General features: G+C 38.5%; 18 protein-coding genes. 8 read left to right on the top strand and 10 right to left on the bottom strand.

The genetic code is table 11. The features are described from left to right. Window positions 1-117: 117 nt before the first annotated feature. Both FC56_RS01070 and FC56_RS01065 read right to left on the bottom strand, forming a co-directional pair. Complete coding sequence (locus FC56_RS01070) at window positions 118-1281, bottom strand: DUF2075 domain-containing protein (protein ID WP_056977448.1); 1164 nt, start codon at window positions 1279-1281, stop codon at window positions 118-120. A 23-nt stretch (window positions 1282-1304) separates the two neighbouring features. After that, a complete protein-coding gene (locus tag FC56_RS01065) occupies window positions 1305-3287 on the bottom strand; it encodes an RNA-directed DNA polymerase (RefSeq protein ID WP_056977446.1) in 1983 nt (660 codons plus the stop codon). Between the two features lie 196 nt (window positions 3288-3483). On the opposite strand from FC56_RS01065, the gene FC56_RS01060 reads away from it, so the two are divergent. Both FC56_RS01060 and FC56_RS01055 read left to right on the top strand, forming a co-directional pair. Then, window positions 3484-4665 (top strand): reverse transcriptase domain-containing protein, encoded by a 1182-nt coding sequence (locus FC56_RS01060; RefSeq protein WP_056977444.1) that lies wholly within the window; start codon window positions 3484-3486, stop codon window positions 4663-4665. A gap of 30 nt (window positions 4666-4695) precedes the next feature. Next, a complete protein-coding gene (locus tag FC56_RS01055) occupies window positions 4696-5280 on the top strand; it encodes a peptidylprolyl isomerase (RefSeq protein WP_054670228.1) in 585 nt (194 codons plus the stop codon). Window positions 5281-5341: 61 nt separating this feature from the next. Here the strand turns inward: FC56_RS01055 and FC56_RS01050 are convergent, their stop codons facing one another. The 3 genes from FC56_RS01050 to pyrF are packed head-to-tail and all read right to left on the bottom strand — an operon-like array spanning window position 5342 to window position 7629. Further along, window positions 5342-6286: a dihydroorotate oxidase gene (locus FC56_RS01050; protein ID WP_056977442.1), complete on the bottom strand. Its 945-nt coding sequence runs from the start codon at window positions 6284-6286 to the stop codon at window positions 5342-5344. A gap of 1 nt (window position 6287) precedes the next feature. Continuing rightward, window positions 6288-6923, bottom strand: a complete 636-nt coding sequence (gene pyrE, locus FC56_RS01045; protein WP_056977440.1) for an orotate phosphoribosyltransferase — start codon at window positions 6921-6923, stop codon at window positions 6288-6290. Next, complete coding sequence (gene pyrF, locus FC56_RS01040) at window positions 6910-7629, bottom strand: orotidine-5'-phosphate decarboxylase (RefSeq protein ID WP_056977438.1); 720 nt, start codon at window positions 7627-7629, stop codon at window positions 6910-6912. Before pyrF ends, pyrE begins: the two co-directional genes overlap by 14 nt. Window positions 7630-7938: 309 nt before the next feature. On the opposite strand from pyrF, the gene FC56_RS01035 reads away from it, so the two are divergent. After that, on the top strand, window positions 7939-9174 hold the full coding sequence (locus FC56_RS01035; RefSeq protein ID WP_056977436.1) for an MFS transporter: 1236 nt from the start codon (window positions 7939-7941) through the stop codon (window positions 9172-9174). A gap of 315 nt (window positions 9175-9489) precedes the next feature. On the opposite strand, the gene FC56_RS01030 is transcribed toward FC56_RS01035, so the two are convergent. The 4 genes from FC56_RS01030 to FC56_RS01015 form a co-directional block, all read right to left on the bottom strand. After that, window positions 9490-10827, bottom strand: coding sequence for a glycosyltransferase family 2 protein (locus FC56_RS01030; protein WP_225425402.1), 1338 nt, complete (start codon window positions 10825-10827; stop codon window positions 9490-9492). Further along, the gene (locus FC56_RS01025; RefSeq protein WP_054670238.1) at window positions 10824-11339 is read right to left on the bottom strand and encodes a hypothetical protein; all 516 of its coding nucleotides are present in this window, start codon (window positions 11337-11339) and stop codon (window positions 10824-10826) included. Before FC56_RS01025 ends, FC56_RS01030 begins: the two co-directional genes overlap by 4 nt. A gap of 198 nt (window positions 11340-11537) precedes the next feature. Further along, a complete protein-coding gene (locus tag FC56_RS01020; protein ID WP_056977432.1) occupies window positions 11538-12218 on the bottom strand; it encodes an NADPH-dependent F420 reductase in 681 nt (226 codons plus the stop codon). Next, window positions 12218-13270, bottom strand: coding sequence for an LLM class flavin-dependent oxidoreductase (locus FC56_RS01015; protein ID WP_056977430.1), 1053 nt, complete (start codon window positions 13268-13270; stop codon window positions 12218-12220). The genes FC56_RS01020 and FC56_RS01015 overlap by 1 nt, the downstream gene beginning before the upstream one ends. 188 nt (window positions 13271-13458) lie before the next feature. Between FC56_RS01015 and FC56_RS01010 the strand changes: the two genes are divergently transcribed. After that, complete coding sequence (locus tag FC56_RS01010; RefSeq protein ID WP_056977428.1) at window positions 13459-14199, top strand: sulfite exporter TauE/SafE family protein; 741 nt, start codon at window positions 13459-13461, stop codon at window positions 14197-14199. Here FC56_RS01010 and FC56_RS01005 read toward each other — a convergent pair. After that, window positions 14196-15200, bottom strand: a complete 1005-nt coding sequence (locus FC56_RS01005; RefSeq protein ID WP_162256150.1) for an FUSC family protein — start codon at window positions 15198-15200, stop codon at window positions 14196-14198. The genes FC56_RS01010 and FC56_RS01005 overlap by 4 nt on opposite strands. Window positions 15201-15549: 349 nt before the next feature. Between FC56_RS01005 and rsgA the strand changes: the two genes are divergently transcribed. The 4 genes from rsgA to FC56_RS00985 all read left to right on the top strand — a co-directional run bounded on the left by rsgA (window position 15550) and on the right by FC56_RS00985 (window position 20850). Continuing rightward, entirely contained in the window at window positions 15550-16605 is a 1056-nt protein-coding gene (gene rsgA, locus FC56_RS01000) for a ribosome small subunit-dependent GTPase A (RefSeq protein ID WP_056977424.1), read from the top strand. 201 nt (window positions 16606-16806) lie between these two features. Then, complete coding sequence (locus FC56_RS00995; protein ID WP_056977422.1) at window positions 16807-17700, top strand: SDR family oxidoreductase; 894 nt, start codon at window positions 16807-16809, stop codon at window positions 17698-17700. 128 nt (window positions 17701-17828) lie between these two features. Further along, entirely contained in the window at window positions 17829-19814 is a 1986-nt protein-coding gene (locus FC56_RS00990) for a cation:proton antiporter (RefSeq protein WP_056977420.1), read from the top strand. Window positions 19815-19890: 76 nt separating this feature from the next. Further along, complete coding sequence (locus tag FC56_RS00985; protein ID WP_056977419.1) at window positions 19891-20850, top strand: 2-hydroxyacid dehydrogenase family protein; 960 nt, start codon at window positions 19891-19893, stop codon at window positions 20848-20850. Window position 20851: the final 1 nt, after the last annotated feature.

Here is a 20851-nt window from a genome sequence, read left to right as displayed (position 1 = left end):
AACTTTGTTGATTGGTACTAGACTAGAATTAGTTAGATCAAGTGTCAAGTTAATGCCCTAAATTATATTAAAAAACAAAGAAACCAGGAGATCAATTTTGACCTCCTGGTTTTCTGATTAGTTCTGGTTCAATTCTAAAAGTCGCTTGCGTAAGGCAGGATCATAGGCCGTCAAATACAGTCCGTACTTACCACGTTTCATCAAAACGTTTAGCACGTTAGCGATGAAGACTTTGTATTCTTCTTGGGTAAATTTGATGTCTTTACGCTTTTTGAAGATTTCCTTGTGGGAATATTTTTCGGGGATGATGGTCATGGTGTCGGTTTTGGGATCGTAGCCAAATGAAGGACCGATAACCATGCCGACGTAGTTTAAATCAAACCCCTGTAAGGTATAAATGGTACCAACTTGGGTAATTGAGCCTTCGCGTTTAGCCCAGTGTGTTCGTTGAGGATCCCATTCATCCCAAGGTAAGTTGAAAGTATCCATTTCCACGTTATGCCGCCCATCAATTCGAGGAAAACCGGAAGTCGCTACCATTCGACTCATGCCGACTTCTTTGTTGCGCTTCTTGATGGCCTCAAACATTTTGCCAGCCTTATCGAAAACTTCGAATTCAAAGTCACTATTGGTAGGAAATGGTTTGATGGGTTGTTCAGCTGTTAAATCATCCATCCACTGAACTTGTTCGTCGCTAGCTACCATCCGGTACTGGAAGTTCATACTGAAGACTTCGTAAGGGTGTTGACCAATGGTTTTGAAGAGCAGGTCCTTATCCCAGTACATCTTGGATTGAAAGACTTGTTCGAAATCGTAAACTGCGACCACTACTTTGGCGAGATCCATTAAATCAGTTAGTTGGTTTTGACCGCGGTAATGCGCGTAGGGTTCTGATTTGGAATAGAGCAAGTGGGCTTCATCAACGAAAATAATGTCGTATTTTTTATGATTCTTTTGCGCATCGTTAATTAATGAAGTGGGGCGGCGAATGGAGTTAACCTTCATGTTTGGGATTGATTCACCCAAATCCCGGTAAGCTTTATAGAGTTCGGGATGGTTGACGACTAGGGCGGTCTTGTAGTGTTTATCGGTCATGTACTTACGAACCAATTCCATTAAGACCACTGATTTACCAGTCCCGGCAGCCCCTTCGATGATTGCAACGGAGTGTTTGGAGCCATTTAGGCTTTGTTTGATGTAGCCATTAATGTTGTTAATGACGTTTTTTTGATCGTCAGCTAAATCTTCGACGAAGAATTGTTCTTTTAAAATTTCGTTCATGTAGATGCTCCTAAGTTAGTAATTTAATAATTTATATTTTTATTATATTTACTAATAATTTTTTTGTAGAATAACTTTTTAGAAAAATCCTCAAACTCTGAATCCCATGCATAATAGGAATTTTTACTAAATTCTTTTGCTATTTTTCCTAAACCTGTTTTTTTAATACTGTTTAAATATTTATCTTTTAATATATTTAATTCGGCTTTATTGAATCCAGGATATTTAGAAAAATCATTTAATAAATAAAACCACTCTGAATCAAACCAGATATCTTTTTCTTTACCTTTTAAGGAGTAATTGATTACATATTGTGATAATAATTTATGAAGAACTTTCTTAACAGTTAAATAACGTAATTCTGTATTTTTATCTTTAGTATTATAAATGTAATATGCTACAGAAGACCAAACAAAATACTTATTTTCGGCATCTTTAAGCATTGAAATAAGTTGATATGAATTTAAATATAATTCGAATTTATTTAAGTACTTTAAAATTGGTAAAAAATCATATCCTTGATTAATATCAAACCAAGAATATGAGACAAGATTAGATAAGCATTGGAATATCATCTGAAAATATTTAATTAAATTTTCTTTACCGTAACTGTCTTCTTTATAACTTTGTTCTAATTGGTTAATCAATGTGATTAAAACATAATAAGTGTAAGTATATGTTGTTTGCATTGGCGACGCCTTTAACAAGTTAGTTAATCCTTGAAGAAATGTTCTTAGAAGATTGAGATATTTGATATACCTTTTGCCAGGCTTCATATTCATAAAATGTTGAAGTGATGATAAAAAATAATTAATTATTTTGGAAGAATCTGAAATATTTTCTTGACTAAGCTGTAGTACTTGTGTAAAAAGTAGTTTCCAATCCTGATTTGTGCCCCGTATATCATCAGCTGATATTAAACTATTTTTAGAAAATACATTAGATAAAATAATTTTTTTATTTTTAAAATTGTTGATATAAAATCCTATCTTGTTAACAGGAGATAATGAAGATGATAATGTAAATGAGTACACAGACATTTTTGAAGAATTTAGAGTTAAATTAATATCCGATAATTGTTTTTTTAAAATATTTATTACATAATTTTTAATTTTTTCTTCATCATAAAATATGAAAATATCGTCTACAAATCTAAAAATTTTATAATCTCTTTCGTGTATAATTTTTTCTTTATATAATTTGCTCTCAACATTATTATCAATTTGACATAATAATATTTCTGCTAATATTCTGCTAAATTCTGGACCGATAATTATTCCGTTTGTTTCTCCATAGTTTATTTCGCGAGCAACTAGGTCTATAGTATTTTCAAACATATCTGAAGATCTATATAATTTAGCGTTTTTTTTAGATCTGAAAAGAACCCATGATAATGTGTGTGTATAAATGCTTGGAAAGAAATTTTGTATATCAATCTTTACCATATGCATAAATTTTTCTTGAGCATTTATAAAATCACTTGAATTATAAAGCTCATTCATAGATTGAACCTTAGAATATGAAAAATAATGTCTAAATGAACGTATTAGCTGTTCTGATGAAATATGTTTATTTGTATGTTGAAGAAATGTACCTTCCAATTTTTTTATCGAAGTAATTTCTGAAGACGTTAGATCTAGTTGATTGTTATTACGTGTAATGGGATATCTAACGCTAAAATTTGATCTGGAAGCTGCAATAGTTATTTTGTTTTCAAATTTAATTATAAATATTAAACATTGTAATTGGGCTAGTGGGTGAAGTAAACTTAGTGTTCTGGACTTATTTTTACGAACGTTTACTTGATATTTGAATGGAATGCTTTCCTGTTTCTTACTAAATTCTCCGAGTTTTGGAAAATTAAAAATATTTTCTTTTTGATTTAAAATTATCTTTCTTATTTCTGTTTCTGTAAAATTTTTATTTGAAAATAGTTGTTTATTTGAAAATAATAATGGTACTTCTTCTGGAAGAATATCAGTACGTAAAAAATAATTATTAGCCATTGTTTTTTCCTTAATATTTATTATAATGATTTTATAACCTCTATTGACTGGTAGATGTTATGTATAAATGGTGAATTATACATCATTTATAATCTATTACGTCCACACACAAAGGATGCTATGCATATAGTGTTCAATTTATTTTATTAAAATAAATATTCTTATTTTTATGGAATATAGAGGTTATATACATATTATGAGCCGAAAAAGTGGTTATGATAACAAAATTATTGTTAACAACAGAATTGTATATAAATATTCTGCAGATATGATTAATAAATATAAGCTGTTATCAAATAAAATTAAATTCTTTTGGTCAATTAGATCTAAAGATAGATATAAAGTAATTACAGATATAGTAGAAACGATTTCTAATGGTAACATTGTTATTGACTCAAAAAATACATATAGAGAAGTAAATAACAATGAATTTACAATAATAAGAGGTGATATTAGCCATTTCTTTGATAGTGTTGATAAAAGTAAATTATATAGGATAATTTTTAGTAATGGCACATTTTCAAATTCTGAGGAAAAGTTGCTAAAAGAAATTTTTTTTGATAGAACCATAACTGGTATTCCTCAAGGTAATCCTATTTCTTCTATTTTATCTGAGATATATCTTAAAAATTTTGATCAATACATGACTTTAAACTATAAATATTTACTTTATGAAAGGTTTGTTGATGATTTTGTTCTCATATTGCCATACTCTGTAAAGAATGATGAACTTATCATAATTAAAAATCAAATTAAATCTTTTTTAAACGGTATAAATTTAAAGATATCTGAAAAAAAATTTTATATGGTAACTGATAATGATTTAAAGTTAAACTCTGGATCATTTAATTTTTTAGGATATAATATTTCTATAAAGAATATTGAAGATAAATATTATGTTTGCTTAAAAATAAGTACTAGTAAAATTAAAAAGTATAAGGATAGAATATATAAAGCATTTTATGAATATAACAGCACAGAAAAAGAAACTGAAGACTTTGTGAGACTAAAGATAAAAATTGAAAATATTCTTGTGGGCGTTATAACTGTAGATAAATATGGAAAAAAAGAAAGATTAGGAATACCGTTTGGATATTCTCTTATTAACGATAAAGATAATATAAAAGATATTTATAATTTGTTTATGCATCTTTGTTATAAGAGTAATCTTAAAAAAGATGAATTTAAATTATTAATTAAAATTGCAAAGAATTTTAAACGTATGTTGGATGAGAACTATATATATATAATTAATTATTTGAAAATGCCTATAAAAGATTTAAAAAATATTTGTCATGATATGAATGTTAAGAATATAAGTAACAAAACAAAAACAGAAATAATACAACGACTTTTTAAAAAGGTTTATCGAAAATAACTTCATAACTTATCCTAAGGAGAAACAACTATGACTTTCCCACAACTTGATTTAACTAACGTGGCCGGTCCTAAGGCTACTATCGAAACCAATTATGGCACTATCAAGGTACAACTATTCCCTGACCAAGCTCCTAAAACGGTCGAAAACTTTGTGACTTTAGCTAAGCAAGGCTACTACGACGGCGTTACCTTTCACCGGGTGATCGCTGACTTTATGATCCAAGGTGGCGATCCTACTGGAACTGGTGCTGGTGGTCAAAGTAGCTTTGGTGGCGAATTCGAAGACGAATTTTCTACCGAAGTCTTTAACTTAAACGGTGCTCTTTCAATGGCTAATGCTGGCCCTAACACTAATGGTAGCCAGTTCTTCATCGTCACTAATGAAAACGTTCCTGGTGGCATGATCGACCAAATGAAGGCCGCTAACTACCCAGAGGAAATTATTGCTGCTTACGAAAAGGGTGGGACACCTTGGCTTGATTTCCGCCACACCGTTTTTGGTCAAGTAATCGACGGCATGGACGTTGTCAAAACCATCAGCAAAGTTGAAAAAGATGCTGCCGATAAGCCAAAAGAAGACGTAGTGATGAAGTCGGTAACGATTGAAGACTAAGTAAAAAGCTAACTCAAGCGAGTTAGCTTTTTTAGTTGTTTATGAGTTTTAACATTTGGTTTTAAATTATTTTTAATTTCCCCCTGAAATCGGCGAGACTACGATAGCCTTTGGCTACCATAATTGTTTCCAGTTCGTCAGTTACCCGCTCAAAAATGGGAGTGCCTTCTGGCCCAAACGCTGTGCCAATTTGAACCAGATCGGCACCGCATAAAATGTGTTCAAAGACGTCTTGGCCGGAACTGATTCCCCCGGTGCCAATAATTTTAATGGCTGGGTTAAGTCGTAAGCGAAAAGCCCGGATGTTAGCCAATGCAGTTGGTTTAACGTAATCACCACCAATACCACCAAATCCAGCTTTGGGTTTGATAACTACAGTTTCAGTATCAAGATCGACCGCTAAACCATTCCCAATTGAATTGATCGAGTTAACGTAGGTTAATGGGTATTGGTTTAAGATGGCGCTGAGTTCATCGAACTGGTTTAAATCAAAGTAGGGTGGCAACTTTAGTCCTAGATGGCCGTCGAAAAAGGTAAAGGCAGCTGCTAAAATATCCGCTACCGCTTCAAAATCATAGCCAACTTGTGATTTGCCGGCAACGTTGGGACAGGATAAATTTAACTCTACCAGCCCTTGGTAGTCACTAGCTTGGATTTGCCTTAGCATGGTTAGATTTTCAGCGATGCTTAATCCCGCGATTGAAAGAATTAGGTTTTGGTTTCCAGCGATCTGTTGGTTTATAACATAATCCAAGTAGTAGTCAAAGCCGTAATTAGGCAGCCCCATTGAGTTAATACTTCCAAACGGTAAAGATTGCATCCGGGGAGTTTCGTTTCCGTTACGTGGTTGTAAGGTCGCGCTTTTAGTTACTGCCCCTCCGGCAGTTGACGCTAAAATAGCGTCGAGTTCAGTTGTTGACTGGCAGCGTACACCAGCCGCATTAAGAACCGGATTGTTAAAATTAATGTCATTAATGCTAACTTGTAAGTTTGACGTAGTATCCATCTCAGACCTCCTGCTTCATCCAATTCCATGGATCCTGGTGCCAAGCGCTGAGGTAGTCAAATTGTGCTTGAGAGATTTGGCCACGATCAAATTCCTGTTGAATCACGTCTGTATAGGTTAATAGGGGCTGTAAATTAGTATCAGCTTCGGCAAAATTTTGTTCAGCATCTGGGAACTGGTATGTATAAATAGCGGCAACCCCAGCGACCTGGTAACCCGCAGTCCTTACTGCTTGAACTGCCTGTAAGACGCTGCCACCAGTCGAAATTAAGTCATCAATTAAGACTACCTGATCAGTTTTACTTAAGCGCCCTTCAATTTGCTTGTTGGCCCCGTGATCTTTGGCTTTGGAACGAACGTAGATTAATGGGAGATTTAACTTTTGGGCAACCCAAGCAGCGTGTGGAATACCGGCAGTGGCTACTCCACCGATGACAGTTACATTGGGATAGTATTTTTTAATAATTTCAGCTAGGCCAGATGCGATCATGTCGCGTAACTGGGGGTTAGCAATTGTTAAACGAAAGTCAGTGTAAATCGGAGCTAGCATCCCACTAGCGTACTTGAATGGTTTAGTTAATGACAAACTGATAATTTGATCTTCGGTTAAATTCTGAATAATTTTAGCGTTCTGCATTTTGCCACTCCTTCAAATATTGATGATAAGCACTAACCGGATCAGCGGCCTGAATAATAGGACGGCCGATTACTAAAGCATTGCTGCCATTGTGTGCTGCCTCGCTGGGAGTAGCAGTGCGAGCCTGGTCGTCTTTTGAGGCTCCACTGGGGCGAATCCCAGGAGTTACGTATAAGAAATCTGACCCGACTTGTTCACGAAGGGCGGGGACTTCCAACGGTGAAGTGATTACCCCATCAGCCCCGGCTTGTTTGGCTAGTTGAGTTAGGCTAACTACTTGCTCAGCCATGGGAAGGCGACAGTTTTGTTCGTTACGTAATCCTTGGGCGGTAATTGAAGTTAGTTCTGTGACGGCGAGTAACCTGGCAGGAGCGACCCCGGCATCTTGGGCTCCGTTAATCAGGCCCCGCTTAGCTTGGGCAATCATTTGGGCACCACCCAGAGCGTGAACGGTTGTATAAGTGACTCCCAAACGACCAATTTGCCGCATGCCATTTTCTACTGTATTAGGAATATCATGGAGTTTTAAGTCTAAAAAGATGTGATGGCCTTTTTTTAGCAAATCACGAACTATTTGTGGGCCTTCACCGTAAAACATTTCCATCCCGATTTTGACGGTTAAGGTTTCATTAGCGTCAAATTGATCTAGTAATTGAAATAAATCTTTTCGGGTAGCTACGTCTAAAGAAATAATTAATGGTCCCATTACTACCAGCCTCCTAATTTTAGGTACAAAAAAAGCCCGTTAAAACGCAGCTGTAGTAAGGGTTGTTCATCTTACTAATTCTACGAGTCCACGGACTAGATTATTATTCGTCCGCTTTTGGCTTCTCTGAACCAAATTAAAGCTCCGTTGTTTGTAGTTAACTTTACCATACTTGAAATGAGTGTCAAGGTGATTTTGTTGAAATGATTTTCTGAATAATTGGACCTTGATTTATTTTTTAGTTCGTGAAATAATCGAACCAGTTTAAAATAACGAATGTCAGCGAGCATTCATTTGGAGGAATAACACATGAAAGATACTGCAACTATTGCGCACACCCATAATTTGACGACCAAACAGAAATGGACGATTGCTTCGACCAGTTCAGGTTTTGCTCTAGAAAATATGGATGTGCTTTTTTTATCGTTTACCATGAGTTCCATGATTTCGCAATTGCATTTAAGTGGGGGAGCGGCGGGATTAATTGGCTCTATCACTAATCTCGGGATGTTGTTTGGCGGCATTTTGTTTGGCTTAATCGGGGATCGCTTTGGCCGGGTGAAGACCTTTACCTATACTATTTTTATCTTTGCCTTTGCGACGGCTATGATGGCGTTTGCCAATAATATTAACGAGATTTACATACTACGGTTTCTAGCCGGCATTGGGGCCGGTGGTGAATACGGAGTCGGGATTGCCATGATTGCGGAATCATTTCATAAAAATCAGATTGGCAAAATGACCTCCATTGCGGCGATTGGCGGCCAAGTTGGTGCCATTTTAGCGGCCGTCTTGGCGGCCCTAATTATTCCGCGCTTTGGGTGGCACGCCTTATTCTTAGTTGGGATTGTACCGGTAGTTCTAACTTACTTTGTACGGCGGCATTTGAGTGAAACCGATGAGTTCATTCAATCTCAACAAGAGAACCATGAATCAACGATCAAAGCAGTATTCAAATATATGTTTAGTTCTCCTAAAGTGGCCTATCAAAGTGGGGCACTGATGGTGATGACTACCGTTCAAATTGCCGGTTACTTTGGCTTGATGAACTGGTTACCCATTATTGTGCAGAAACAACTGGGATTAAATGTCTCTAGCTCTTCACTGTGGATGATTGCGACGATTATAGGAATGAGTCTAGGAATGATGACGTTTGGCACCATCTTGGACTATTTTGGTCCGCGACGGGCATTTGGGATCTTCTTAATCGCGTCCGCCTTAATGGTTTACACCATTACCTTAGCGCATAATTTAGTATCCCTTTTAATTATCGGAGCGGTGGTCGGTTTCTTCTCAAACGGGATGTTTGGCGGCTACGGGGCCGTAATTTCGCGCCTTTATCCAACCGAAATTCGGTCAACGGCTAACAACGTGATCGTTAATGTGGGCCGAGCGGTGGGGGGATTCTCATCAGTGGTCATCGGTATTTTGATGGATCACTACTCACTGACGGTAGTCATGGGTTCTTTATCGGCATTATACTTACTGAGCTTGGTGACTATGTTGACGTTGCCGGGATTGAAGGGACTAACGGTAAGAAAATAATTTAAATAAAAGGGATTGTGACAGAAGTCATGAAATGACTTCGTACTCCCACCAGCAGTGGCTGGATTTATAAATAAATCCTAGTCATCTGTGCAAGGGCCTTACAACGAAATCGAAGATTTCTGTAGGGCTCCTCCGCAACACCGCTTAGATTTTGATTCCATTTCGTAACAATTTATCAAGGTCAAGTGAAGACTGCGGGTAGTCTAATTTATCCAAGTAAATTAAAAATGGTCTTTAACACATTTTCTCGTGTTAAAGACCATTTTTATGGACTAGAGTAACTGTATGTTACAGTCTCTTTTTTATTTTCAATTACTTATTAATATGGTCACTTTCGCTTAAGCTAAAGTCGCCTTGTCGTTTAGGGCTAACCCAAACGCCTGAACCCCGGCCTAAGATAGTTTTAACTGCGCTAACAAAGGTGGTGACGATGGTTAGGGTATTAACGATCCAATAAAATAACATGTAGAAAGGAGCAAACTTAAAATATTTGATTTTACTTCTATGGTCATCGATGATTAGGCTTGCTAGTAATTGGAAAAAACCTACCATGGTTTCACAACAAACCAATCCAGCAGAATCGGTTAACATTTGTGTGATTTGGCCCCAGTTTTGTGTTAAGCAATAGCCAATTATTTGAAGTAAAAACAAAATCGTGGAAAGCCAAAAGAAAATGGCCCAGGTGATACTTAAGGTTTGATCTATAAACATTATGGTTCTTCCCACGCTTTGGAAGGGATGCGCCAAAATTAATTTAAAGTTAGTCAACCAGACCTCTGTTCCACCCTTGGCCCAACGCTTTCTTTGGTGATAAAGCATCGATAAGTTTTCTGGAACTTCCATAAAGAACATAATTTCGGGAGCAAACAGAGCCTGCCAGCCATGGACTTGGTGATCCCAAGCGATACTGATATCTTCAGTCGCCCGGTTTTGTCTGAATAATCCCACATCGATAAGGGCTTTTTTGACGTAGAGGGTATTGGCACCGCTATATGCGTAAATGGATCCTAACACCGCTTGTTGAGTGCGTTTAATTATTCCAACAATACTAGAAAATTCTACTGTTTGTGATTTGGCAATGATTTTGGTTCTGTTTCTAACGTCCATATTGGCTGTAATGGCAGCGACGTTATTGGAGTTGGGGTAAAGTAGGGTGTTTACGTATTTGATTAATGCGTCGGGTTCAGGAACGGTATCAGCATCGTTACTTAGAATTAATTTTCCTTTAGCAAAACCAATTCCAATGTTAAATGCATGAGCTTTCCCCTTATTTTTTTCGATTCTAATAGTTCTTAGGTTTGGATAAACGTCACGCAATCGTTTTAATATTACCGGCGTTTGGTCGGTTGATCCATCGTCCATCACGATCACTTCGTAATTACTGTAGTTGAGCTTAGTCATTAAATAATTAATGGTTCCCTCAATGACAACTTCCTCATTATGGGCAGGGATCATGATTGTAATTAATGGTTCAATATTTTGGGGTATTTTCAACCACTCATTAATATTATATTTGAATAAAAATTTAAAGCATAGGGCGCCGACAAACCATGCAAATGCACCAATGACGGGATAAGAAATTAAAAGAAGAAAGTTAAAGTGCAGTAGATTTTTGATTGATTCTAAGATGTTAATTTGATCTAAAGTTATAATGATGCGCCTCTGTCTCTATATAAATCTTTAACGGTATCGTCATCTAAATTTTGTTCTTCCTTGACTGAATAAAACTTAACATTTTCACGCATTTCTTTACTACCGAATCTTTCTGTATAAAATTCTGATAGGATCTGTTCTCTTTTTTCAAGAAGCTTTTCATCATGAGTAATCGATTGGGCTAGTACTTTGGCTTGGCGGTTATTATTATGAATAGTTAAAATAATTGAGCCTAATAATATAACCGCAAAAGCGATGAGGAAGAAGGTACTAAAGGATTTTAGTTCGTTGATTTCACTTGCTTTTGCCTGAAAATGTAAGAGTTTAGCCAACTTAGGCCATAGAAACGGGATTAATAACCATATAAACGGAACTGCCAATCCCGTCCATGCCAAGATAGACAGTATGCGTTGTCTATACTTGATCCTGCGTTTGTTCAACGAAAAGAAATCATCGGAAACTAATTCATGGCTTACCTGTTTCCGACTGATTGGTGATTCTTTGTTCATTAATATAGTTCGCTTCCTAAAATTGTATTTAAAATAAGATTTAATTATATAGCAACTCAAAGAGGTTGGTATTAACTTATTAGATATATAAAGATTAGAGAATGTATAACTATTTTATTTTTGTAATAATTATTTGTAAATTATGGTAAATTTAAACAAAAAACAGATACGAATTTTTTCGTGTCGGTTTTTGATTTATTATTTATCCTTTGCCGCCTCAATTTGCTTCCCAAACTCTGTCTGATCAAAGTTTTTAATGACTTCGTTTAATTCAGAAGCGGTTAGACTAGCACCAAATAAGGGACTGCCGGGCTCGGTCATGATGCCATCCGCCAAATTGTAGTGGACGATCGGATCAAACCCCATGGAGTCTACAAATTCAGCCACTTGGTCAACTGCTTCCGGATTATCACCAGTTACAAAAAGGGATTTGCGGTTAGGAGCCCCTTTAGGCTTGGCTTCTTCTTGAAGGTTATGATAGCCCATGTGATTAAAGGTTTTCACAATGGTGCTGTCCTTGAAGTACTCTTGGACCTGCTCACTAGAAGTAGAATCTGGAGCCAAAACTTCTTCACGAATTCCATCAGTTTCCCACCAGTAATTCATCGCGTCGACAACTAACTTATCCTTTAGTAGTTCTGGTGAAATATTTTTATAACGACTGAGCGGAATCGCTAAAATAATTAGATCACTGTTAGCGACTAAATCTGCATTTTCGGTGGCGATGGCTCCTGGAACCAAAGTATCAATAGTTAAAGCAATTTTTTTAACAGAACCGGAACCGGAAATTCTAACTTCGTAGCCAGCATTTAAGGCTAACCCAGCCAACACGATTCCGACTTTACCAGCGCCGATAATCCCAATTCGTTTGAAGGCCATTACTTAGCCGCCTCCTTTTCTGAAAGAATTTCTTTCACCCGCGGAATGACGTTGGTAGCGTAAAGTTCAATCATCCGTTCTCGTTGCGCCGCAGTTTGATTTCCAGCCCCGTAAACTAAGTCAAAGCGGCCTAGGTCAAGAAGATCAATGGTGCGGGCAATTCTTTGGGCGACCGTTTCTGGATCACCAACGTAAAATGAACCGACTTTAGTTTCGTTATCAAACTGTTCGCGACTCATAGGGGCCCAGCCCCGGGTAAGCCCAATGCGGTCAAAGTTAGCTTTGATGTTTTTGAATGCTACTTCGACAGCTTCGTCTTCATCATCGGCAATAAAGCCATGGGAGTGAACCGCCACCGGATAAACTGGCATGTTTAGTTGTTCAGCAGCTTTATGGTAGAGGTCAATGTATGGTTTGAAACGGTCAGCTTGGCCCCCGATAATGGCAATGATGACTTTATAGCCAAATTTAGCTGCTCGAATGATTGATTCTGGAGAACCACCAATACCGATGTAAGTTTCGAGTTCCTTTTCGGTCTTGGGATACACTTCTTGGTCCTTTAATTCGGGACGGAATTTACCAGACCAGGTAACTGCGTCTTCCTTGCGAAGCAAATCAAATAGTTCTAATTTTTCGTTAAAGAGGTCATCGTAATCGGTTAAGTCATAGCCAAAGAGCGGAAATGATTCGGTAAATGATCCCCGGCCTAACATTACCTGCGCCCGTCCAGCTGAGAGACCATCTAAGGTAGCGAAACGTTCGTAAACCCGCACTGGGTCATCTGAGCTGAGGACGGTTACCGCAGTGGCTAATTTAATTTGCTTAGTGACCGACGCAATCGCAGCTAAAACGGTTTCGGGGCTAGAAACACTGTAGTCGGGTCGGTGGTGTTCACCAACCCCGATAACGTTGATTCCTAATTTATCAGCCAGTTCACCTTCGCGAACGATTTGCCGAATGGATTCTGCTGCTGTTTTTAAACTCCCATCTTCATTGGCGACAATGTCACCAAAAGTTTCGATCCCAAATTCTAATTTATTTACGTCTACCATAATAATTACCCTCCAGTCGTTTTACTTACTTTTTGTAAGCTGGTAATTGAATCATAATTCATTTCAATCCAAAAAGCAATTATTTTCCTCTATCAGGATAGAGTCCAAAGTTCATGAGTGATGGGTAAAAGATTATAATAGAGCTATAAATGTAACGTTAAAAGTCATTAATTTAGTGGAGGAAAAAGATGCTAACTTTACTGTTTTTAATACTGATGAGTATAATAGCAGGAATTTTGACCGGAATTGTGGGAATGGCGTCGCTAACCTTGTACCCAGTTTTACTGGCGGTAGGCGTACCCCCGATTACGGCTAATGCAACCATTACCATTGCCCAAGTTGGTGGCGGGGTAGGAACGGTTTTATCGTCGTTAAAAGAGCTGCGGCATCATTGGCGCCAAGCATTTCAAGTGGCTTTGTTAAATACACTCGGTGGCGTTTTAGGGGCTATTATTTTAGTTCATAGCTCTAATGCGGGTTTCCAAAAGGTAGTTCCTATTTTTATTTTGTTAGCTGGGGTTTTGATTTTAGTCCCTAAAAGCAAGCGAGAAATCACCAAGAACCATTGGTTTAACGTGTTAGGCTGGCTAGGTGTTTTCTTAGTAGGAATTTATAGTGGTTATTTTGGGGCGGCGGCTGGATTATTAATGATTGCGGTGCTCTCCAAAATCATTAATGAGGAGTACGCCATTTATAATGCTATGCGTAATTTTGCGACTTTTTGTAACAACGTGGTGGCTGCCAGTATTTTTGCCTGGCGCCTAACCATTGATTGGCAAGTTATTGTGCCGTTATTAGTTGGTTTATTTGTGGGGGGGTATTTAGGTCCCATAATTGTGCGCTACGTTCCTTCCCGCTATATTAAAACGGCTGTGGGCATTTTTGCATTATTGTTAGCAGTTTACTTGGGTTATCAGGCCTATTTTTAAGATAGGTGTGGTGAATTATGGTGAAATAATTTAAACAATAAAACGAAAATTCCAGCCACCAAAATCCCCAATAGATTATCCCAAATACGAAGTTCTCCAGCTGGCAAGATGCCAAAGAGGGTGACGGCAATGCTTAAAGCGCCGAAGCAGTTGAGAACGCTGTGGTAAAAATAATTATCCGTTAAACCCAATCCAAAACCGGTGATGGGAGCCAGTAAAAAGGTGAAAGAAGCGGGCACTATGGCCATACAACTGATAAATAAAATGGAACCCACAACGACTCCGGATAATCTTAATCCCATTCGATTCACGTAGTTAGTTTGTTGGGGGAGCAGGACTGACATACAAGCGTAGCCTAACCAAACTGCTCGATTCAAGTGCAGCAATTGGGATAGGAGCAAGGCAGTACTAACGCCCAGCGCTAATCTTAACTGCCAATGAGTGGTTTGAGAATGCCAGTTAAAGTTGGTAAACATATGATGCCAACGGTAGGGTTGGCTCTTTTGGTGGTGATTGCGCCACAAAATAATACTTAATAATAACCAGACAGTGATTAATGAAACCGCACGCCAGGTAATTTGTGGGCCGGCAACCGGATTACCAGTGATAAAAATATAGCTAAAAGTATAAATGCCACCATTGCCAAATTCTGGTTGTGAGGCCGTGGTGATTAAGATGAATAAAATACTGAGGAAATGAGCGAGAAAGAAAAACGGTAGAGGTAGGTTATGCCACCAAATACTGCCCATTAAAATTACCGCCAAAACAGCTCCTAAAGAAACGATACTGTCGGAAAGTTGATAACCATAGTTAATGAATCGGATTCCTAATAACATACAAAAACTGCCGACGGCCACGCTACTGTTAGCGCTGCCGAATAAACCGTTAAACAATGAAATATAGAAAATAGCAAAGCCTAATAAGGCAAAATCTCGTAAAAATAAAGCTTGAAGATAACTCTGTTTTTGTCCTTGAGGACTCATTTTGATTTTGGTGCGCAAGGCCCCTGGACTTAATTGCATTAGTTGATAAATAGCGATCGCTCCTTAACTGATAGTAATTAAACGATGAAAAACTTACCATAGATTGCTACAAAAGAAAAGTCATAATTGACGCCTAATTACTTAACATGCTAAACTAAACGCAATTAAACTTTCGGAGGCACGTGTATGGCGGTCATTGACTAAGTAATCAGATGGGAAACTAGCAGCAAATAAGCTGCTTTATTTGAGGTACCCAGAGAACTTGGTGAATGACTGACAGAGACACGCTGCATTAAGCGCAGTGGTGAGCTGGGCTTTTTTTGTCCAGTTTTTCCGTGGTACCCGCTAAACGAGAGGATAAAAAACATTGAATTTAACTGAATACGGACTTACTAATCACATTATCCAGACTGCTGCTGAATTTCCGAATGAACAACTTGCTCGAGTGACTGAACAACACCGCGACCTGTATCAAGTGATAGCGGAGACTGGAATCTTGCAGGCGCAAGTTAGCGGTAAATTCCAACATACTGCACTAATGACCACTGATTTTCCGGCGGTGGGCGATTGGGTCATGGTTACCCCTACTGCTGAAAATGGTCAGGCTATCATTCATCGGATTTTGCCGAGAACTAGTGCGTTGATGCGGGGTGCTGCCGGTAGTGATGGCGCTGGTCAAATCATTGCGGCTAACTTAGACACCGTTTTTATTTGCATGTCACTCAACGCGGACTTTAACGTGCGTCGAGTAGAAAGATACCTAACGATTGCGTGGGAAAGTGGCGCAATGCCAGTAATTGTCCTCACCAAGGCGGATCTATGTGAAGACTTGCCACAAAAGTTAGCGGAACTTAGCGAAGTGGCGATCGGAGTTGATGTGGTGACTTGTTCTGCTAAGCAAAATGAGGGCTATGAGCAGTTGCGCCAGTACACGGACAATAACCAAACGGTAGCCTTTGTGGGTTCCTCGGGGGTCGGCAAGTCCACGTTAATTAACGGGTTAATGGGCCAAGATGTGTTTGCCACCAAAGAAATCAGGGAAGATGACGATAAAGGGCGGCACACCACTACGTTCCGGCAACTATTAAAATTACCAACGGGGGGAATCGTAATTGATACCCCCGGAATGCGAGAGTTGCGGATTCAGACTGGTGATTTAGCGAAAACCTTTGAAGATATTGAACAGCTAGCAGCCCAATGTAAATTTAAGGACTGCCAACATCAAACTGAACCGGGATGCGCCGTCCAACAAGCCATTACGGCTGGTGAACTATCTGCCGAACGGTTCGAAAGTTACCAAAAGTTACAACGAGAAATGGCCTATAGTAGCCTGAATTCTCGGGAGTTAGAAAACGAAAAAATCAAGCGCATGTTCGGTAGTAAAAACGAAATGAAGCAAATGTTAAAACACTTGAAGAAATAAGAAAAACGCTCGTCCTGGTAAAAAGGGGCGAGCGTTTTATAGTTGGACGTTGTTTTTAATTTTACTCAACAAATTAATTGATGATCTTTGTTGATATCATTTATATCTAATTTTTTTATTTTGAACTAGGCATCAAATTTTAAAATTTGGCCAGAATTCGTTATCTTTAGGGTAATTCAAAATAGAAAGTGGGGCTTTAAAATGACAGAACCTAATTTGAGAGATCCTAGAAAGCTATTTTATAACGAAGAATTCAAACGCCAAGATCAAGACAAACCAGCATTGCAAAACAAAATGGATCCCCAACCAGACTGTGGGGAACATAGTTATGTAGGCAATCGAAAACTAGAAAATCGGCGAGTATTAATTACCGGTGGTGACTCTGGCATCGGCAGGGCGGCAGCGATTGCCTTCGCTAGAGAAGGCGCGGACGTAGCGATTCAGTATTATCCTGGCGAAGAATCAGATGCCAACGAAGTCGCCAAGTATATTCAAGATGCAGGACGTAAAGCGGTCTTGTTACCATACGATTTTAGAAATGATGATGCACCTAAGGAAATGGTCACCAAAGCCATTTCAGAATTAGGCGGCTTAGATACCTTAGTGTTAAATGCTGCTGAACAAATTTCTCAAGATAATATTGAAGAATTAGATATTCAACAAGTAAAGGATACATTCAAAGTTAATATTGTAGCGATGTTTGCGATTGTTAAGGCAGCATTACCAACCTTGCCTGCTGGGAGTAGCATTATTATGACCACTTCCATTCAGGCTTTTGGACCATCTGATCACTTACTTGATTACGCAGCAAGTAAGGCAGCCATTGCTAACTTTACGGTCGGCTTGGCTAAGCAGTTAGCTAAGCGGGGTATCCGGGTGAACGGAGTAGCTCCGGGACCAATCTGGACAGCCTTACAATTAGATCATGGACAACCACAAGAAGCATTACCATCGTTTGGCCAAAACATGTTGATGGAACGAGCTGGGCAACCAGCAGAATTAGCACCAGTTTACGTTTTCTTAGCTTCTAACGACGCTAGCTACGTAACCGCCCAGATTTACGGGGTAACGGGTGGAAAGGCAATTAATTTATAAAATGAGACGGGAGGGTGACTTTTTAGTCACCCTCCTTTTAATATGTAAAAAGCCCTTTGCTTGTAACAAAAGTGATGTTCATCGTACAATCAGGAATGATTAGAATTTCGTTAGGGGGATTTGATTAAATGGAGTTAACTATTACCTTGCTACTAATAATTTTTGCGGTGTTTGCTAGTAACTTAGCTGCTGCTAAAGTCAAAGTAATTCCAGCCGCTTTTTGGGAGATTGACATCGGATTGTTACTACCATTTATTCCCTGGTTTCATGATTTTGAGATGATTCCGGAAGTTTTTTTGTTTGTTATTATTTCAGTTTTAATGTTTAACGAGGGGCAACATACCAACATTCGTCGTTTATTTAAGCATTGGGGCTCTACCCTATCAATGTCTGTTTGGTTAGCGTTAGTTACGATTATAGTAGTAGGATTAGTCACCAAATGGTTTTTACCAACGCTATCATTATCACTAGCTTTTATTTTGGGGGCTATCATTACTCCAACCGATTCGGTTGCGGTTAGTTCTATTACTAGTGATCTTAAAGTTCCCAGACCGGTAATGAATACTTTGGAACGGGAATCTTTATTTAACGATGCGTCAGGATTGGTGGTCTTTAATTTAGGAATTACCGCCTTAGTAACGGGATATTTTTCTATTTTGCATGCGGTAACTGACTTTTTGTATGTCTTTGGTGGCGGTATTTTACTGGGCGTAATTTTGGGATGGATAGCTGTTCGAATTAGACTTTGGATGATTAGACAGCGGTTAAGCGGTCCTCAGGTTATTATTCCTTATAACCTGTTGACGCCATTTTTTGTTTATTTTGCGGCGGAAATGTTAGGAGTGTCAGGAATTTTAGCGGTGGTAACCGCCGGAATCGTTCATGGTTGGCAACAAAATGTTTTGAAGTTATCCTCATCACGGCTACAAATAACCACTAATTCTGCTTGGAAACTTATTTCTAGTATTTTGAATGGAATTGTTTTTGTGTTGCTGGGGGTTAGTTTTCCGGAAGTTTGGCAGGACCTGGCAACTAGAAGCGCACATGGTGTTAGTGTGTTACTAATTTTGGGAACCTTACTTTATGTAGTTATGCTAGTAGTTCGATTTCTATGGGCTTGGCTCGGAATGGTTAAAGTTCCCCATCAAAGGCAACAAAAAGCTCGGTTTACTGATAGTGTTTTAATTGCTCTAAGTGGTGTTCATGGGACCATTACGATGGCTATGGCGTTTTCGTTACCACTACATTTAAAAAATAAAGTGTTTATTGAACGTTCAGATTTAATTTTTGTTGCTGCAGTAGTTATTATTTTAAGTTTATTGGTACCAACAATAGTGTTGAAATTGATATTGCCACCTAAACAGCAATCATTTACTAGAAGCGAATTGGATAAAGCAAAGGAAGATACTATCAATGCTGCAATTAGATTGATTAGTCAACATTCTAGTAATCCTAATACTATAGCGGTCATTCATACGTTAAATTCTCAGCAATTAGCTCCCGTAGTTGTTGATCCTCAAAAGGTTAACGAATTATTAGAGGATACCAAAAGAATTGAGAAGGAAACTATTAAGCAGATGGTCGCTACTCATGAAATTTCTGAAATGCTGGCGGCTGATTATGAACGAACGGCGGCCTTAATGTATCGACGGTTGGACAACGGTTTATGGCAAACGATATTAGACTATTGGCGGTTATTTATGCCGTTTTCTCAAGCTAATCGTAATTATCGAAAAAGAAAGCGGCAATTTAGAAAAGTTACTGGAGAAAAACGAAGAACGGAACGTGAACGTTGGTTTACTGATTTGCAACGGGTAAGTAAAAAGCCGTTTGAAGAAATTAGTAATTATCTTGCAAATGTTGAGGATGTTTTTGAACATCCTGAAGTGCTTGTCGTTCGCTCATTTTATGACCAACGCCAACGCAATTGGAATAGAACGCGAGACGAGCAGATTGTGCAAAATCAACTTCTTACTCGAGCATTTCAAGAAGAGTATACATACGTCCAAAATCGAGTACTAGATGGTAGTTGGTCTAGGCAGTTGGGAAATCAATTATTTGATGATATTGCCAATGATCAAATGTTGTATATTCAACGAAGTTTGGAAGAGTAGGGCTTTGCGGTTGTTCTTCCTAACAATTCGATCTATACTTTGGGTTAAATTAAGCATTTAACTGGGAGGGTTTACCATGATGAAAGTATTTATCTCTGCACCATTGCCAGAAGTCACCGTTGAAAAAATTAAGGCTGCAAATCTTGAAGTCACAATGTATTCTCAGGAAACGTTGATTACTCATAATGAATTGTTGGCTGCAGTGAAGGATGTGGATTTTTTGATTACTCCGCTTTCTACGCAGGTTGATAAAGAAATTATCGATGGCGCTCCTAATCTAAAATTAATCGCTAACTTTGGGGCTGGATTTAATAATATTGATTTTAATTATGCCCGCTCTAAAAATATTGCGGTTACCAACACACCGCTAGTCTCTACTAATTCTGTAGCGGAAGTTACCCTAGGGCTGATATTGGATCTAAGTCATCGCATTGTTGAAGGGGACACAATGATGAGAACTACTGGCTTTCCGGGTTGGTCACCGCTATTCTTCTTAGGTCACGAGATCGCTGGCAAGACGCTAGGGATCGTGGGACTGGGTAATATTGGCCAATCTGTTGCCCAAAAAGCCCGGGCACTATCGATGAACGTCCAATATTGGCAACATCACCAGCTTTCAGATCCACAAGAACGTAGCTTGGGGGTTAAGTATGTTTCAATGGATGAACTAATTAGTACCAGTGATTTTATTAGTATTAACGCTCCATTGACAGATGAGAACTTCCATCAATTTAATACTGATACCTTTCACCAAATGAAAAAGACGGCTGCCTTGATTAATGTGGGTCGGGGGCCAATTGTAGATGAAGAGGCACTGGTAACAGCTTTAAGAGCTGGTGAAATTGGCGGGGCAGCCCTAGACGTTTATGAACATGAACCTAAAGTGACGCCGGGATTGACTGAAATGAAAAACGTGATCTTAACGCCCCATATTGGAAATGCGACGGTTGAGGCTCGCAACGCAATGGGGAACATCATTGCTGAAAACGTCATTGCGGTGGCTAATGGTCAGTTGCCTAAGTACGTAATTAACTAAA

It is taken from the genome of Lentilactobacillus senioris DSM 24302 = JCM 17472 (assembly GCF_001436555.1).
In the GTDB taxonomy this organism is placed as follows: Bacteria; Bacillota; Bacilli; order Lactobacillales; family Lactobacillaceae; genus Lentilactobacillus; species Lentilactobacillus senioris.
Note: the sequence above shows the minus strand (reverse complement) of the source record. Positions and strands in the feature narration are given on the sequence as shown.

Excerpts from the sequence above, each read along its gene's own strand:
- FC56_RS01070 (WP_056977448.1), bottom strand. The coding sequence starts at position 1,281 with ATGAACGAAATTTTAAAAGAACAATTCTTCGTCGAAGATTTAGCTGAC.
- FC56_RS01065 (WP_056977446.1), bottom strand. The coding sequence starts at position 3,287 with ATGGCTAATAATTATTTTTTACGTACTGATATTCTTCCAGAAGAAGTA.
- FC56_RS01060 (WP_056977444.1), top strand. The coding sequence starts at position 3,484 with ATGAGCCGAAAAAGTGGTTATGATAACAAAATTATTGTTAACAACAGA.
- FC56_RS01055 (WP_054670228.1), top strand. The coding sequence starts at position 4,696 with ATGACTTTCCCACAACTTGATTTAACTAACGTGGCCGGTCCTAAGGCT.
- FC56_RS01050 (WP_056977442.1), bottom strand. The coding sequence starts at position 6,286 with ATGGATACTACGTCAAACTTACAAGTTAGCATTAATGACATTAATTTT.
- pyrE (WP_056977440.1), bottom strand. The coding sequence starts at position 6,923 with ATGCAGAACGCTAAAATTATTCAGAATTTAACCGAAGATCAAATTATC.
- pyrF (WP_056977438.1), bottom strand. The coding sequence starts at position 7,629 with ATGGGACCATTAATTATTTCTTTAGACGTAGCTACCCGAAAAGATTTA.
- FC56_RS01035 (WP_056977436.1), top strand. The coding sequence starts at position 7,939 with ATGAAAGATACTGCAACTATTGCGCACACCCATAATTTGACGACCAAA.
- FC56_RS01025 (WP_054670238.1), bottom strand. The coding sequence starts at position 11,339 with ATGAACAAAGAATCACCAATCAGTCGGAAACAGGTAAGCCATGAATTA.
- FC56_RS01020 (WP_056977432.1), bottom strand. The coding sequence starts at position 12,218 with ATGGCCTTCAAACGAATTGGGATTATCGGCGCTGGTAAAGTCGGAATC.
- FC56_RS01015 (WP_056977430.1), bottom strand. The coding sequence starts at position 13,270 with ATGGTAGACGTAAATAAATTAGAATTTGGGATCGAAACTTTTGGTGAC.
- FC56_RS01010 (WP_056977428.1), top strand. The coding sequence starts at position 13,459 with ATGCTAACTTTACTGTTTTTAATACTGATGAGTATAATAGCAGGAATT.
- FC56_RS00995 (WP_056977422.1), top strand. The coding sequence starts at position 16,807 with ATGACAGAACCTAATTTGAGAGATCCTAGAAAGCTATTTTATAACGAA.
- FC56_RS00990 (WP_056977420.1), top strand. The coding sequence starts at position 17,829 with ATGGAGTTAACTATTACCTTGCTACTAATAATTTTTGCGGTGTTTGCT.
- FC56_RS00985 (WP_056977419.1), top strand. The coding sequence starts at position 19,891 with ATGATGAAAGTATTTATCTCTGCACCATTGCCAGAAGTCACCGTTGAA.